The organism is Rhizobium sp. CFBP 8762, from assembly GCF_014841565.1.
Lineage (GTDB): Bacteria > Pseudomonadota > Alphaproteobacteria > Rhizobiales > Rhizobiaceae > CFBP-8762.
The window spans coordinates 247,935-262,980 of the sequence record NZ_JACYUD010000006.1; the positions used below are offsets into that span (position 1 = coordinate 247,935).

The 15,046-nt window shown below is 57.8% G+C and carries 16 protein-coding genes; 7 read left to right on the plus strand and 9 right to left on the minus strand.

All coding sequences use genetic code 11. The features are described from left to right. The first annotated feature begins 16 nt into the window (after nucleotides 1–16). Both IFT84_RS15175 and IFT84_RS15180 read left to right on the plus strand, forming a co-directional pair. On the plus strand, nucleotides 17–832 hold the full coding sequence (locus IFT84_RS15175) for a methyltransferase domain-containing protein (protein WP_192120835.1): 816 nt from the start codon (nucleotides 17–19) through the stop codon (nucleotides 830–832). After that, nucleotides 829–1,728 carry an NAD(P)-dependent oxidoreductase gene (locus IFT84_RS15180; protein ID WP_342212882.1) on the plus strand — a complete coding sequence of 300 codons (900 nt, stop codon included), beginning with the start codon at nucleotides 829–831 and terminating at the stop codon, nucleotides 1,726–1,728. Before IFT84_RS15175 ends, IFT84_RS15180 begins: the two co-directional genes overlap by 4 nt. A gap of 22 nt (nucleotides 1,729–1,750) precedes the next feature. On the opposite strand, the gene IFT84_RS15185 is transcribed toward IFT84_RS15180, so the two are convergent. The 3 genes from IFT84_RS15185 to IFT84_RS15195 form a co-directional block, all read right to left on the minus strand. Then, nucleotides 1,751–2,239, minus strand: a complete 489-nt coding sequence (locus tag IFT84_RS15185; RefSeq protein ID WP_192120838.1) for an Lrp/AsnC family transcriptional regulator — start codon at nucleotides 2,237–2,239, stop codon at nucleotides 1,751–1,753. Between the two features lie 67 nt (nucleotides 2,240–2,306). After that, nucleotides 2,307–2,987 (minus strand): uracil-DNA glycosylase family protein, encoded by a 681-nt coding sequence (locus tag IFT84_RS15190; protein WP_192120839.1) that lies wholly within the window; start codon nucleotides 2,985–2,987, stop codon nucleotides 2,307–2,309. Beyond that, a complete protein-coding gene (locus tag IFT84_RS15195) occupies nucleotides 2,948–3,529 on the minus strand; it encodes a thermonuclease family protein (RefSeq protein ID WP_192120840.1) in 582 nt (193 codons plus the stop codon). The genes IFT84_RS15190 and IFT84_RS15195 overlap by 40 nt, the downstream gene beginning before the upstream one ends. Before the next feature lie 124 nt (nucleotides 3,530–3,653). Here IFT84_RS15195 and IFT84_RS15200 point away from each other — a divergent pair, with 124 nt between their 5' ends. After that, on the plus strand, nucleotides 3,654–5,150 hold the full coding sequence (locus IFT84_RS15200; protein WP_192120841.1) for a sensor histidine kinase: 1,497 nt from the start codon (nucleotides 3,654–3,656) through the stop codon (nucleotides 5,148–5,150). Here IFT84_RS15200 and IFT84_RS15205 read toward each other — a convergent pair. From IFT84_RS15205 to cobT, 3 genes are read right to left on the minus strand one after another with little or no spacing between them, the layout of a single operon-like run. Next, a complete protein-coding gene (locus IFT84_RS15205) occupies nucleotides 5,147–5,605 on the minus strand; it encodes an NUDIX domain-containing protein (RefSeq protein ID WP_192120842.1) in 459 nt (152 codons plus the stop codon). The two genes, IFT84_RS15200 and IFT84_RS15205, sit on opposite strands and share 4 nt — an antisense overlap. Then, nucleotides 5,602–5,988 carry a diacylglycerol kinase gene (locus IFT84_RS15210; protein ID WP_192120843.1) on the minus strand — a complete coding sequence of 129 codons (387 nt, stop codon included), beginning with the start codon at nucleotides 5,986–5,988 and terminating at the stop codon, nucleotides 5,602–5,604. Before IFT84_RS15210 ends, IFT84_RS15205 begins: the two co-directional genes overlap by 4 nt. 5 nt (nucleotides 5,989–5,993) lie before the next feature. After that, complete coding sequence (gene cobT, locus IFT84_RS15215) at nucleotides 5,994–7,016, minus strand: nicotinate-nucleotide--dimethylbenzimidazole phosphoribosyltransferase (RefSeq protein WP_192120844.1); 1,023 nt, start codon at nucleotides 7,014–7,016, stop codon at nucleotides 5,994–5,996. A 94-nt stretch (nucleotides 7,017–7,110) separates the two neighbouring features. Between cobT and IFT84_RS15220 the strand changes: the two genes are divergently transcribed. From IFT84_RS15220 to IFT84_RS15230, 3 genes are read left to right on the plus strand one after another with little or no spacing between them, the layout of a single operon-like run. Continuing rightward, nucleotides 7,111–7,893: an adenosylcobinamide-GDP ribazoletransferase gene (locus tag IFT84_RS15220; RefSeq protein WP_192120845.1), complete on the plus strand. Its 783-nt coding sequence runs from the start codon at nucleotides 7,111–7,113 to the stop codon at nucleotides 7,891–7,893. A 19-nt stretch (nucleotides 7,894–7,912) separates the two neighbouring features. Then, nucleotides 7,913–8,095 carry a DUF1289 domain-containing protein gene (locus IFT84_RS15225; RefSeq protein ID WP_192120846.1) on the plus strand — a complete coding sequence of 61 codons (183 nt, stop codon included), beginning with the start codon at nucleotides 7,913–7,915 and terminating at the stop codon, nucleotides 8,093–8,095. After that, the gene (locus tag IFT84_RS15230; protein WP_192120847.1) at nucleotides 8,092–8,793 is read left to right on the plus strand and encodes a retropepsin-like aspartic protease family protein; all 702 of its coding nucleotides are present in this window, start codon (nucleotides 8,092–8,094) and stop codon (nucleotides 8,791–8,793) included. Before IFT84_RS15225 ends, IFT84_RS15230 begins: the two co-directional genes overlap by 4 nt. Here the strand turns inward: IFT84_RS15230 and IFT84_RS15235 are convergent. From IFT84_RS15235 to IFT84_RS15245, 3 genes are all read right to left on the minus strand, one after another. Further along, entirely contained in the window at nucleotides 8,790–9,551 is a 762-nt protein-coding gene (locus tag IFT84_RS15235; protein WP_192120848.1) for an ABC transporter permease, read from the minus strand. The two genes, IFT84_RS15230 and IFT84_RS15235, sit on opposite strands and share 4 nt — an antisense overlap. Further along, nucleotides 9,548–10,474, minus strand: coding sequence for an ABC transporter ATP-binding protein (locus IFT84_RS15240; protein ID WP_192120849.1), 927 nt, complete (start codon nucleotides 10,472–10,474; stop codon nucleotides 9,548–9,550). Before IFT84_RS15240 ends, IFT84_RS15235 begins: the two co-directional genes overlap by 4 nt. A gap of 68 nt (nucleotides 10,475–10,542) precedes the next feature. Continuing rightward, a complete protein-coding gene (locus IFT84_RS15245; protein ID WP_192120975.1) occupies nucleotides 10,543–11,673 on the minus strand; it encodes an extensin-like domain-containing protein in 1,131 nt (376 codons plus the stop codon). Nucleotides 11,674–11,959: 286 nt separating this feature from the next. Here IFT84_RS15245 and uvrB point away from each other — a divergent pair, with 286 nt between their 5' ends. After that, nucleotides 11,960–14,920: an excinuclease ABC subunit UvrB gene (gene uvrB, locus IFT84_RS15250; protein ID WP_192120850.1), complete on the plus strand. Its 2,961-nt coding sequence runs from the start codon at nucleotides 11,960–11,962 to the stop codon at nucleotides 14,918–14,920. Nucleotides 14,921–15,046 lie beyond the last annotated feature (126 nt).

Genomic DNA, 15,046 nt, shown 5'->3' on the forward strand with positions numbered 1-15,046 from the left:
ACAGTATCAAGGCCGCATGGAAAAAATTGACGAAGAAGCGTTGGCGGACGCCTATAACCGCGCTCTGGCCTTGGAAAAGGCTGGCGATCTTGATGCAGCTGCAATTGCCTACCACGAAGTGCTGGCCATCGACCCCGAAGATCATGGCGGTGCAGCCGTTCGTTTGGCGTCCATGGGGCGTGGCGAAATACCGGATAAGGCGTCGGACGCCTATGTGACGACGCTGTTCGATCAGCACGCGGCTGTTTTTGAAGATGTTCTGGTGGAGCAGCTCGAATACCACGTCCCTTTGCTCGTGCGTCAGAAATTGCAAACCCTTGCCCTTGGACCGTTCAAGCGTCTCCTTGATCTCGGCTGCGGCACCGGCCTCACCGGCGGTGCGCTGCACGACATGGTCGAGGACATGACCGGCATCGATCTGTCCGAAAACATGGTTGAACTGGCCCATGACAAGGACCTGTATGAGACGCTCTATGTTGCCGAAGCGGTCGACTACCTTGACGACAACGATGATGACGCGTTCGACCTGATAACCGCGACCGATGTGCTTCCCTATCTTGGAGCGCTGGAAGCCCTGTTCTTCGGCGTTGCCGAAAACATGGAAACTGGTGGGATCTTCGTTTTTTCCAGCGAAACGCTGGAGGATTCCGTCTTCGCCGGTCGCCATTTCATGGTCGGTCCGCACCAGCGTTTTGCCCATTCGGAAACCTATGTGCGCAGCCGTCTTGACGCAACGGGTTTTGATATCGTTGATATCAGCCCAATCACGGTGCGGCTGGAAGAGGGCGAACCGACACCCGGCCACCTGATCGTCGCCCGGTATCGCGGATAAAAGCAGAAGGATTCCCCATGGCGAAGATTGCATTCATTGGTCTTGGCGTCATGGGTTATCCTATGGCGGGGCATCTGAAAAACCGTGGCGGACACTCCGTTACCGTTTTCAATCGCACCAACGCAAAAGCAAAAGCATGGGCGGAGGAGTTTGGCGGCGTAGCCGCCGATACACCTGCGCAGGCTGCAAAGGATGCGGACTTTGTCTTCTGCTGTGTGGGCAACGATGATGACTTGCGCTCGGTAACGACAGCCAAGGACGGTGCGTTTGAGACGCTTTCCCCAAATGCTGTTTTTATCGACAACACGACAGCATCCGCCGAAGTCGCACGGGAACTTGACCGCGCCGCGACAGCGAAGGGTGCACATTTTCTGGACGCACCCGTTTCCGGTGGGCAGGCGGGCGCAGAAAACGGCGTGCTGACCGTCATGTGCGGCGGCGAGGACTCTGTTTTCGAACGCGCAAAGCCGGTCATCGAATCCTACGCCCGTATGGTGGGCTTGATGGGTCCGGTGGGCGCGGGTCAGTTGACGAAAATGATGAACCAGATCTGCATTGCCGGGCTGGTGCAAGGGCTGGCCGAAGCCTTGCATTTCGGCACACAGGCCGGTTTGGATATCGAAAAGGTCGTTGACGTCATTTCCAAGGGCGCTGCGGGCTCCTGGCAAATGGAAAACCGCCACAAGTCCATGGCCGCAGGTCAATATGATTTTGGCTTTGCCGTGGACTGGATGCGCAAAGACCTTGATATCGTGCTGACAGAAGCGCGTCGGAATGGTTCAAACCTTCCGGTCACGGCGCTGGTCGATCAATTTTATGCCGAAGTACAGGCTATGGGCGGCAATCGCTGGGATACATCGTCCCTGCTGGCGCGTCTGAACAAGAAGGCGGACTGAGCCGCCTTCTTCGCGAGCATGGTTAGTCTTCCTGGGACTTCGCATTGTCCAGCTGCATGTAGTCCAGCGGCATTTGCGTGGTGTATTTGATCTGCTCCATGGCAAACACCGACGACACATCGCGAATTTCGATCTTCGAAATCAACCGCTTGTAAAAGGCATCATAGGCGGCGATATCTGGCACCACCACGCGGAGCAGGTAGTCAACATCGCCACTCATGCGATAGAACTCGACCACCTCAGGAAATTCGCTCACGACTTCGGAGAAGCGACGCAACCATTCAATCGAATGGGATGCCGTGCGGATGGACACAAACACAGTAACCTTGGTGTTGATCTTCGCAGGGTCCAGAAGAGCGACGCGGCCCCGGATAACACCGTCTTCTTCCATCTTCTGGATACGCCGCCAACAGGGCGTTGTGGAAAGCCCCACCTTCTTGGCAAGGTCTGCCACGGCCAAAGTGGAATCTTCCTGCAGAATACGCAGGATTTTACGGTCGAGACGATCCATGAAAACACCCGTTTGCGAATAATATTCCCCTTATACCCGCAATTGCAGGAAAGAAAAGAACCTTATTTCAACCGAGCAGCGTGCGCACGCGAGTGCGCAGAACTGGCAAAAGCTCGGTCTCGAACCAGGGGTGCCGTTTGATCCAACTGGTATTGCGCCAGCTTGGGTGTGGCAAAGGCAGCAGCGGAACCGTACCGTCTTGGGGATCGATGAAACTGCGCCAGGCCGCCACTGTATCGGTCATCGATTTGGGACAGAGTTTCCCAAGATGCCAACGCTGCGCGTAATGGCCAATAGCGAGGATGAGCCGTATCTGCGGCATGGACGCCAGCACCGGCTCACGCCAGACCGGCGCGCATTCGCGTCTGGGCGGCAAGTCCCCACCATGCGCATCGTAACCGGGAAAACAGAACCCCATTGGCACGATGGCGAAGTGATCGCGGTTATAGAAAGTTTCGGGGTCAACCCCCAGCCACTGGCGCAGCCGCACACCAGAGGGATCGTTAAACGGAACGCCGCTGTCATGCGCACGCAGACCGGGCGCCTGGCTGGCAATCAGAATAGAGGTCTTCTGGGATATTACCGAGATCGGTCGTGGCTCATGCGGCAAGGGCGTTGCGCTTTGGGGCTCATCGCGACACACGCGACAGCGAGCAATGGCCTCACGGAGCGCATCCAGTTTATCCGGCACGGCATTGGGATAGCCGATCACTGCGCCGGCATCCAGGATGGAAGCCACGTGCGCCATGACGCTAACGGGTCAGCGGACTGGCTTCGGTCATGGGTCTTGCGCCACTCCTCAGGCCGATCAAACTCTGTTGTCCAAAGACCGAACTTTTTCATTCTGGCTTGTTTTTCTTGCCTTTCGTAGCGTCCATAAGCGACCGCCATGCCCCGCTCTACCATTTCCTGGTTGAGATTACGATCATCGGCCAGACACGTGGCCAGTGTACGCCGATATTTATCAGTACCCTGGCCCTCACAACTCACCTTCGCAGTTCCAATCAACGCGATCAGCGCGGCGCGCGCATCTCGACCACAGGGCTGCACAGCATTCGGCCCTCTGCAGGTTTGCGCCAGTTCCGGCGCATCGATTCCGGACAGACGGACATGCCGACCGTTCAAAATAAGCGTGTCGCCATCCAGCACGCGCGCATAATCACTGAAGATTTCCACGCTATCGTGCTCCAGCTTCGCCACGATAAGACTCACCAGCACCAGAAAGCAGGCTGCCACCACATAGTCCCACCCGCGCCGGGCTCCTGTACGCAATCGTTTCACGGCGACCATGTGTATGTCGTCATCAAAGGTTTCAAGCCTCTATCTGCTGCAAATTGACAGCTGCCAGTCTGTCGCAGCATTCTCTTAAGAATTTTCTGTTAACCCTAGTGAATCATGAATCTTGCAGGCAGAGATGAGCCCTCCATCGGACGATACCAGCACCGTCGATAGACTGCCCCGCCAGCGGACAACATTCGCTGCGAATGCAGTTCGGGCTGCGCGTCTGCGGTTGCAAACCTTTGCCAGTGGCGCTCGGGGTTTCGAGCGGGATATGCTGCGCCTGCACGTTGGCTCCCTCCTGCGCAACCCCTTTATCATCCCAGCTTTGATTGTGCTGACATCCTTTGCCGGTCTGTATATCAGCGGTTCTATTTACTTTATTGGCTGGGCTGCATTTGCGATGATTGCCCATTGTGTGCACGTTGCTCTTGCACGAGCGGCGCACAGGGAACGACGCTCCGTCGCGCTGATCGCCAAATGGCGTTTGCGGCTTTGGCTTGCCCAGGTCACATCGGGCGTTGGTTGGTCGTTTTTTCTGTTGCTCCCCTGCTCGGCCTGTAGCGCTTCAAACGCAACATTTGTTCAAAGCGCTGTGTTGCTCGCTGCCCTTGCAGCAACCGCACTCAGCGCATGTTTCATGCGTTACGGCTTCCTGCTCTTCTGCCTGCCCATTGGGGTCACTCTTCTGGCGCAGACAGTCGCATCTCCCTCACCGTTGCGGATGGGTCTGTTTGCCTTCATCGCGACAGCTGCGGTATTCCTTGGCTTGATGACGTCCCGTCTCTACCGCAGCAATGTGCGGCTACTGACCTTTCAATCCGAAAAAGATGGGCTGATTGCAGAGCTGGAGGTTGCTAAATCCATGTCGGACGAAGCCCGGCAACGCGCCGAAGAGGCAAATCTTGCGAAGTCCCGCTTTCTGGCCTCCATGTCGCATGAGTTGCGCACTCCGCTGAATGCCATTCTCGGCTTCTCCGAAGTCATGGCGACCGAAGTCATGGGTCCGCTGGAAAACCCTGTTTACAAGGAATACACCAGCGACATTCATCGCTCAGGCCAGCACCTTCTGGATCTCATCAACGAAATTCTCGATCTCTCCCGCATCGAAGCCGGAAAATACGATTTACAGGAAGATGAAATTCATCTGGCCGACATTACCGAAGACTGCATCGGCATGGTGCAGTTGCGGGCCAGCGCCAAGAACATCACCATCATCGACCGGATGGAGACCAGCATGCCGCCAGTGTTTGCGGATGAAAAGGCGATGCGGCAGGTGACGCTTAATCTCCTGTCCAACGCTGTAAAATTTACGCCGACAGGCGGCGAAATTTCCGTGAAAGTCGGTTGGACTGCGGGCGGCGGGCAGTATCTTGCCATTCGCGACAATGGTCCGGGTATTCCGCAGGAGGAAATCCCGGTTGTGCTCTCGGCTTTCGGCCAGGGCTCTATCGCCATCAAAAGCGCCGAGCAGGGAACCGGGCTCGGCCTCCCCATCGTGCAGGCCATACTGTCCAAACATGGCGGGCAGTTCATGCTGAAATCTCAGCTTCGCAAAGGCACCGAAGCTATCGCAATCCTGCCGCGCGAGCGCGTTCTGCTCCCCTCGCCGGGACAGCGCCAAAGCGCTTAAATCAGAAGCTTGTCTCCTAAAACCGCTTCTAGACCATCTGGATACAGGGCAATACCCTCAGCGTGTATCGCTTCCAAGGTCATCCATCGTGCCTGGCAGGCGGTGCCGTCATGCTCCCGGAAAGAAAACGTGTCTTGCTCGTAATAGTCCGAATTCATGAGTTGAATGCGGGCCACGGAAATCAGTTCATGACCCGTCACGCCCTGATGCTCGAAGATGTTGTCCAGAACAGACCACGGGCTGGTGATCATAATCGCCGTTCCCAGTTCCTCCATCAATTCCCGGTGTAGCGCGCTAACGCGCGTTTCTCCGAACTCAACCGAACCACCAAGTGGACGCACGCCTGTTATTCTGCCATCATCGCGCTGCACGTTGGACACAAGAAATTCATCCCCGCGGGTCGCCACGCCAAGAACTTTGACCTTTATGGAGGCAACTGGTCTCCACCGCGTCACAGGTCAAACAACCGCGTTATGACCACAAATGCCGCAAAGCCGCCGTTCGCGGCGATGAGGCACGAGCAAGCGAACGAGCCGAGATCCTTTGCATTTTTAGCAAACACGGAAATTTCCGGTGAAACGCGGTCAACGATCTCTTCAATTGCCGTGTTGACCGCCTCAAACGCAATGATCAACAAAAACAGCAGAAACATAATGCCGAAATGGATGAGTGTGGCACCCACGGCAAAGAAGACGACCATAATAGTCAGAAAGGCACCGATTTCGTGCCGGAAGGCTGCTTCCTCCCAAAGCCGCCGCACGCCCGCAATGGAATAACTGACCGCCGCAAAAAAGTGACTGATGCCCTTAAGCTTTTTCAGACCTTCTGGTTGGCTCATGTGTATTACGCCTCGCCCCGGTTGCTGACACCGGCCATGGCAAATGTCGCCATGCCCGTATGGCATGCGGCTGCTGCCTTTACGATACCGGCGGCCAGTGCCGCGCCCGTGCCTTCGCCAAGCCGCATGCCAAGGGCCAGAAGCGGCGTTTTGCCAAGCATCTCAATTGCCCGTATATGGCCGGGCTCTGCCGACACATGGCCGATCAGGCAATGGTCAAGTGCTGCCGGATTGGCAGCTTTCAGGATCGCCGCAGCAGCAGTCGCCACGTACCCATCGATAATAACAGGGATTTTCTCCATACGCGCGGCGAGAATGGCACCGGCCATGGCTGCAATTTCACGACCGCCGACGCGGCGCATCACCTCCAGCGGATCACCGAAATGATCGCCGTGCAATGCAACTGCTTTTTCCACCACCGCAATTTTACGGGCCATCACATCGCCATCAGCACCCGTGCCGGGGCCGACCCAGTCTTCCGCCGAGCCACCATAGAGCGCCATATTGATGGCGGCGGCGATGGTGGTGTTGCCAATGCCCATCTCGCCAACGCACAACAGATCCGTGCCGCCGGCAACCGCTTCCATTCCGAAGGCCATCGTGGCCGCGCAATCGCGTTCGGTCAGTGCCGGTTCCTGCGTGATATCTGCCGTTGGATACTCCAGAGCGAGATCGAACACTTTCAGGCCAAGGTCATAGGCCACGCAAATCTGGTTGATGGCTGCGCCGCCAGCGGCAAAGTTCTCCACCATCTGCTGCGTGACGGTGGCCGGAAACGGCGACACGCCCTGCGCGGTCACGCCATGGTTGCCCGCAAAAATGGCGACCAGCGGACGGCGGATCGAGGGCGTGCGCCCCGTCCAGGCGGCAAGCCACATGGCAATTTCTTCCAGACGACCGAGCGAGCCCTGCGGCTTGGTCAACTCCGCATCGCGGGCGCGCGCTGCGACCAGCGCCTGCGAATCCGGGCCGGGCAGGTTGCGCAGCAATTCGCGGAAGTCATCGAATGGAAGCCCGCTATTGGCCATTGTTAAATTCCTCATTTACATTTCATCGCCTGAAGTTATGACGGTTCTTAATCTTAGAGAGGCTTTCTAACAACTGTTAACCGGGGATGCGACAATGGCATTTTTAGAATTTCGCCATGACGTGGCTCGCTCGGTTGGCTTCCTTAGCCGCCTCGCCGTGCCACCGCATCATTTTTACGGGTTTGATGGACGGTTGAGCCGTGCGGTCCGGGCGTTTCCGGTGGCGGGTCTGGTGATTTCGGCCATTCCTGCTGTCATGGTTGCCGTGCTGCATGCGCTTGCCATTTCACCCCTTCTCATTGCGACTCTGGCGGTGGGCCTGCTGATCTGGTTGACTGGCGGCCTGCATGAGGACGGTTTGGCGGACACTGCGGACGGCTTTGGCGGCGGCAAAACCCGCGACCGCGTTCTGGACATCATGAAAGACAGTCGAATCGGAGCCTATGGCACGCTCGCGTTAATTCTGTCCTTTGCCTTGCGCGTTGCTGCCCTGTCAGCAGTTCTCGACGCTGTCGGTGCACTCGCAGCGGGCGCGATTGTGCTGCTCGCAGCAGCCATCAGCCGCGCCGCGATGGTGTGGCACTGGGCTCAATTGCCGTCAGCACGCGATCAGGGTGTGGCGGCTTCATCCGGGCTGCCGCTGAATGCGTCAGTTCGTTTTGCGCTGATCAGCACATTTGCGGGCTTTGCGGTCGCATCAGCCTTCTTTCTTCCGCTCTCGGCGTTCCTGCTGGTGCCTCTGATGGTCATTCTGGCCACGGCAATCTTCAATGGCAAGGCGCGACGGACGATCGGCGGTTTCACTGGCGATACGTTGGGCACAACGCAGCAACTGGCGGAGATTGCGTGCCTTATCGCCCTTGCACTTACGGTTTGAATTGCCAATATCAGCGGCCATGGAAACGCCTTGCATTCACATCTGCGCAATCGATGCGCCAAGCGGCCTTTGTGAGGGATGCGGACGCTCGCTGACGGAGATCGGCAGTTGGAGCGGCTACAGCGACCACGAACGCAGCGCGATCATGCGACGTCTCCCCGCCCGCCTCGCTCAACTTAACCCACTTCGGGAGACCTCATGAACAGGCTGATTCTGCTTCTCGCCATTCTGGGCGGCGGCCTGGCCGTCCTCCTGTTCAATCATGGTGAGGGCGAGTCCTTTGGTCTGGACAATGATGATTTCGGTCGGCTGGTATCGTTGAGTGCCATTGGAGCACTTCTGGGTGCCGGTATTTTGGGCAGTCGGCACCGTTGGGGCGAAACGCTGCGTCAGCTCGCGATCTGGGTCGTTATCCTCATGGCGCTGGCATTCGGGTACATCTACCGGGGCGATGTCCAGTCCATCGGGCAGCGCCTCACCAGCGCTTTGGTGCCTGGACGCCCTGTCGTGATGACCAGCGCGGAAGGCATACCGGAGGTGGTTCTCTACAAACGGATGAACGGCCATTTCGAAACCAATGTCAGCATCGATAATTTCGATATTCGTGCTTTGGTCGATACCGGTGCCAGCAATGTTGCCCTGTCCTTTGAGGACGCGGAACGGATTGGCCTGGACCCGCGAAATCTCAGATTCACGGTGCCGGTCATGACCGCCAATGGGCGCGCCATGGCAGCCCCGGTAACGCTGGAGCAGGTTGCTATCGGCCCCATCGTTCGCCGCAACGTGCGCGCGACCGTAGCGGAGCGCGGACGATTGGATCAAAGCCTGCTGGGCATGAGCTTTCTCTCGTCGCTGAGTTCAATGCAGATGCAGACGGACGAGCTGCGGCTCCGAGATTAGTTTTTCAACTTGTAGCCCGTGCGGAAGATATAGGCGACAACGCCTAGGCAGATCAGCAGAAACAGTCCAACCATGAACAGGCTGATGATCGGATTGACATCGGCAATTTCAAAGAAGCTCCAGCGGAAGCCGCTCACCAGATACAAAACCGGGTTGAAATGGCTGACCGTTTGCCAGAACGGCGACAGCATATTGACCGAATAGAAGCTGCCTCCCAGAAACGTCAGCGGCGGAATCACCAGCATGGGAATCAGGTTCAACTGCTCGAAATTCCCGGCCCAGATGCCGATGATGAAGCCGAACAGGCTGAACGTGATGGCTGTGAGAACGAAAAACAGCAGCATCATTGCTGGATGGGCTATGGAAAGATCCACAAACAGCGCAGCAGTGGCTAAAATGATCAGCCCCACCATCATGCCCTTGGTGGCCGCCGCGCCGACATAACCCAGCACAATTTCCACCATGGACACGGGCGCTGACAGAATTTCGTAAATCGTGCCGGTGAATTTCGGAAAATAAATGCCGAACGAACCGTTGCCCACACACTGTGTCAAAAGGGTCAACATGATGAGCCCAGGTGTGATGAACGCCCCGTAGCTCACGCCTTCCACCTCCTGAATGCGCGAGCCGATGGCCGCACCGAACACGATGAAATAAAGCGATGTGGAGATAACCGGCGATACCACGCTTTGCAGCAGCGTGCGGCGGGTTCGCGCCATTTCAAAAAGGTAGATTGCTTTGACAGCTTCAAAGTTCATGACCGCGCCTCCACCAGTTCGACAAATATGTCTTCCAGTGAACTCTGATGAGTGGAAATATCCCGCAATTTAATACCCGTTTCGGCAAGGTCGGCCAGCAGCGCGGTGATGCCGGTGCGCTCGCCTTTCGTGTCATATTGATAGACCAGCGATGTGCCATTGTTTTCAAGCTTCAGCCGGTACGGTGCCAGTGCGTCCGGCACCGCCGTCAATGGCTCGCTGACATCGATGCGCAGTTCCTTTTTGCCAAGCTTCGCCATCAGCGCGGCCTTGTCTTCCACCAGCAGAATGTTGCCGCCGTTGATCACGCCGATCCGGTCGGCAATTTCTTCGGCCTCTTCAATGTAATGGGTCGTGAGAATGATCGTCACGCCGCTGGCGCGGAGATCTTCCACCACGCGCCACATATCCTTGCGCAGATTGACATCCACACCCGCCGTCGGCTCATCCAGAAACAGAATTTTTGGCTCATGCGAAAGCGCCTTGGCAATCAGCACGCGCCGCTTCATGCCACCGGAGAGCTCGCGCAACATATTGTCCTTCTTGTCGTAGAGGGACAGGTCGCGCAGCACTTTTTCTATGTGTTTCGGATCGGCTTTTTTACCATGCAGGCCGCGCGTGAACGATACGGTGTTCCAGACCGTTTCAAACGCGTCGGTCGTGAGTTCCTGAGGTACGAGCCCGATCATGGACCGCGTCTGCCGGAAGTCCTTGACAACATCGAAGCCACCGACCAGCACCTGACCGCCGGTTGGGTTCACCAGACCACAGATGATGGAGATCATCGTGGTCTTGCCAGCGCCATTCGGTCCCAGCAGCGCCAGAATCTCCCCCTCTTCGATATCGAGGCTCACGCCTTTCAGCGCCTGAAAGCCACCCTTATAGGTCTTGGAAAGATTGGAAACGGATACGATAGGTGCCATGCTTTTGCCGTTGGGTCCATGAGGATCGGTGCGGTGTTATATGGCATAATTCTCAGGTTTTGCTATCTTTAAAGGCTGCAGTGCCGGTACTTCGACTTGCGGGCACGCAGATCGAAGTGAAAATGGTCCTTGTGGTAGCGGTCGCTGCCGGGTCCGAGCACCGTGGTAAAATACTTGCAACTATCGCCACGCACGGACTTCAACAGGCCGCGCTCACGGAATGCAAACAGCCCCTTGCTGCGAATATCGATCCGCTTGCCAGAGTTCAATGTCAGGCGTCCGAGGTCAATGGCGTTACCGCGCGCGTGCTCGGACATGGCGGCGCCACGCCGCGAGTTCATGGTGCGGCAGGAGTAGCCCCCGACATTTTCCAGCGCACTCAAGCCGGATAAATAGCGATAGCGGGTAGACGGTGCCAGCTCGTACTTGACCCATTTGGCAAAATTGACCGTGACCGGGCAAGCCACTGTAATAGCAGGTTTTAGCTTGATACCGCCGGAAAGCTGCGACACCTTGATGGGATAGGCAATGCCGCAGGAACCGCCACTCGAAATCGCTGGAATGTCCTGATATACAACACCCAGTTGTTTCAGCGCTTGGCGACAGGCCACCTCGCCGCTCGGCATGACCGAAGGTACGGGCCGCGACATGCGCGGTTCAGAACGCAACTCCGGCTCTGGTTCCGATTGCAGCACAGGATTTTGCGCGCGCGGCAACATGGCAACCTGTTGCGGCTGCGATTGTGCCAGTGGCGGTAGATCAGGATCGTCGCCATCCAGCGGCGGAATTGGCGATCCCGCTTGCACGGGAACGGACACTTGGCGCACCTCATCCGTGCCAATGCCATCCACAACGGGCTGACTGCCCGTGCCCTCGGCAATATCGAGGCTTTGCTCTTGTGCCAGCCCCACGACAGGCTGTTGCGCGGTGGGCTCCGCGCCCAGCATCGCATCCATGTTAACGCCCTCGGCCGGAATGGACATGGCCCCAGACACCGGTTGCGTTGCCTCAACCGGCGCAGGATAGGCCGCCGCTGTTTCCACCGGGGCAACCCGCGCTTGCTGGCTGCGCGAAATGGCGTTGACGCGGGCGCCGTGATCCACCCGCGCTGTCGGGGTCAGCACATCGGAGGTGCAGGCGGCCAGCGCCAGCAAAGCGACTGTTGCCGTAGACCTGCGCAGGAGAGAGCCGACTGCCATATGCGTTTCGCTTTCGCTGGTTATCTGGCGTTTCATCAGCCAACTCGGGTCATCAAACCCGGTTCTGATGGCCAAAACCGGGCAGCCGCATGGCCGTTCTCCGGCAGAGCGTCATGCCGTTGCATGCGCGTGGTATTTTATGCAAAAGCGGTAAACGAATGCTTTCAGTCGATGAGGGGGCGGCAGATCGTCTCTATCACCATCTCCTTACGAAAACTGGTGATCCGTTGCCGTTTTGTCCCTCCAGGGACTTTTCATTTGGTGGGACTCTCACCATATTGGCGGCATGGCTAAATCCACGAAAACATCCTCCGCCCCCGGTTTTGAAGAAGCGCCACAGGCAGGCCTGAGCGGCACGCCGCTGTCCGGTTCCGTGTCTGACTGGGCGATGGAACTGCAACGCATGGCGGAGGCGGAAACCATCGAGACCCGCCACGATGTTGCCTCCAAGGCTGGCAAGCACCGCAAGCGCGTGGAAATTGCGGCGCAGAAGGAAAAGACTGCCGGTCTGGACCCTGCGAAGACGGAGCTGGCCAAGAAAACAAAAGCCAGCAGCGCCAAGACCGCGCGCGGCACCTCCATGGGCGGCTCCACCGACCCCAAGACCCGCGCCGCCGCTGGACTCAATCCTGTCGCCGGACTGGATGTCGCACTGGAAGATGCGGACAAGCTGACCTCTTCCACAGCCGTCACGGCCACGGTCGAAGCGCTTTCCGCTTTGATCGAGTCAGGCAATCCGCTCTTTAAGGATGGCAAGCTGTGGACGCCGCACCGCCCTGCCCGCCCTGAAAAGTCAGAGGGCGGAATCCGGATCGAGATGGTATCCGAATACGAACCGGCGGGCGATCAGCCAACGGCCATTCGCGATCTGGTCGAGGGGCTGGAATCGGGTGAGCGCAATCAGGTGCTGCTGGGTGTCACGGGTTCGGGCAAAACCTTCACTATGGCGCAGGTCATTGCCAAGACCCAACGGCCCGCTGTTATTCTGGCGCCCAACAAGACCTTGGCGGCGCAGCTCTATGCCGAGTTCAAGAACTTTTTTCCCAACAATGCGGTCGAGTATTTCGTTTCCTACTACGATTACTACCAGCCGGAAGCCTACGTGCCGCGCTCCGATACTTTTATTGAGAAGGAATCATCGATCAACGAGCAGATCGACCGGATGCGCCACTCCGCCACCCGTTCCTTGATCGAGCGCGATGACGTCATCATCGTTGCGTCCGTTTCCTGCATCTACGGTATCGGCTCTGTGGAAACCTACACCGCCATGACCTTCCAGATGCAGGTGGGCGACCGGCTGGACCAACGCCAGCTGCTGGCGGACCTTGTGGCGCAGCAGTACAAGCGGCGCGATATGGATTTTCAGCGCGGCTCGTTCCGCGTGCGCGGCGATACGATTGAAATTTTCCCCGCTCACTTAGAGGATGCCGCCTGGCGCATTTCCATGTTTGGCGACGAGATTGATTCGATTGTTGAGTTCGATCCGCTGACCGGTCACAAGACCGATGATCTGAAGTCGGTGAAAATCTACGCCAACTCGCACTATGTGACACCGCGCCCGACGCTCAATCAGGCGATCAAGTCCATCAAGGAAGAACTGACGGCCCGCCTTGCCGAACTCGAGAAAGCCGGTCGTCTGCTGGAAGCGCAGCGGCTGGAGCAGCGAACCCGCTATGATATCGAGATGCTGGAAGCGACGGGCTCCTGCCAAGGTATCGAGAACTATTCCCGCTATCTCACGGGTCGCACCCCCGGCGAGCCTCCGCCAACCTTGTTTGAATACATTCCCGACAACGCGCTGATCTTCATCGACGAAAGCCACGTGACTATTCCGCAGATCGGCGGGATGTATCGCGGCGACTTTCGCCGCAAGGCGACGCTGGCGGAATACGGTTTCCGCCTGCCCTCTTGCATGGACAATCGTCCGCTGCGGTTTGAGGAGTGGGACGCCATGCGGCCGGATACCATTGCCGTATCCGCCACTCCCGGCGGATGGGAAATGGAACAATCCGGCGGCGTGTTTGCCGAGCAGGTGATTCGTCCGACAGGCCTGATCGACCCGCCGGTGGAAGTTCGCTCCGCCAAAACGCAGGTTGACGATGTTCTTGGCGAAATCCGCGAAACGGCGGCGGCGGGTTATCGTACGCTGGTGACGGTTCTAACCAAGCGCATGGCCGAAGACCTGACCGAGTATCTGCACGAGCAGGGTGTACGGGTGCGCTACATGCACTCTGACATCGACACGCTGGAACGCATTGAAATCATTCGCGATCTGCGGCTCGGTGCGTTCGATGTGCTGATCGGCATCAACCTGCTGCGAGAAGGTCTCGATATTCCGGAATGCGGTTTCGTCGCCATTCTCGATGCGGATAAGGAAGGGTTCCTGCGGTCTGAAACCTCGCTGGTGCAGACCATTGGCCGTGCCGCGCGAAACGTGGATGGCAAGGTCATTTTGTACGCGGATCAGATCACCGGCTCCATGAAGCGGGCGATGGAAGAAACCGCCCGCCGCCGCGAAAAGCAGGTTGCCTATAACGAAGCCAATGGCATTACGCCGGAAAGCGTCAAGGCGCGGATTTCCGATATTCTGGACTCGGTATACGAGAAGGATCATGTGCGTGCAGATATTTCCGGTGCCGTCGGCAAGGGCTTTGCCAGCGGTGGCCACATGGTCGGCAACAATCTTGCGGCCCATCTTGACGCCATGGAAAAGCAGATGCGCAACGCCGCAGCCGATCTCGACTTCGAGACCGCTGCTCGTCTTCGCGACGAAATCAAGCGTCTGAAAGCCGCCGAACTCGCCACGATGGACGATCCGCTGGCACGCGAGCAAGGCAATGCGGGCGAAGGCGGCGGCAAACGCGGCAAAGCGCCGCCTGCCCCATCATCGTCATCGGCTAGTTCGTTGTTTGCCAAGCCATCACTGGACGATATGGGTCCCGGAACGGATATGGTCAAACCGCTTTTCCGCAAGAACACGCTGGATGAGATGACCGTAGGACGCACGGAAAAGCCGTTGCCGAACGCCAATTTGCCCGAAAAGCCGTCGGCATTGACGAAGAATGAGATTGCTCGGGGCGGCAGGATTCAGGCACCCTTGTTGCAGGGCCAGTCGGAAAAGCGCTTGCCGGAAGATGACGCCAAGCCGTTGCGCCGCGCCAAGGCAGGTGTCGGCAGCTATGAGGACCCGGCGGATGAGCGTCAGAAAAAAAGGGGACGCGGCAAGACTGGGCGGCCCGGGCAATAGCTGGGCCGCGCTGGTTGAGGGCCGTGCGTTACGCCTCGCTTCCATGCATGATGAATGCGCGGCGCTACACGAGCCCGGTTTTTTTGTTCAGTGCGCTTGCAAGCACGCAGTAACATTATTACGTGT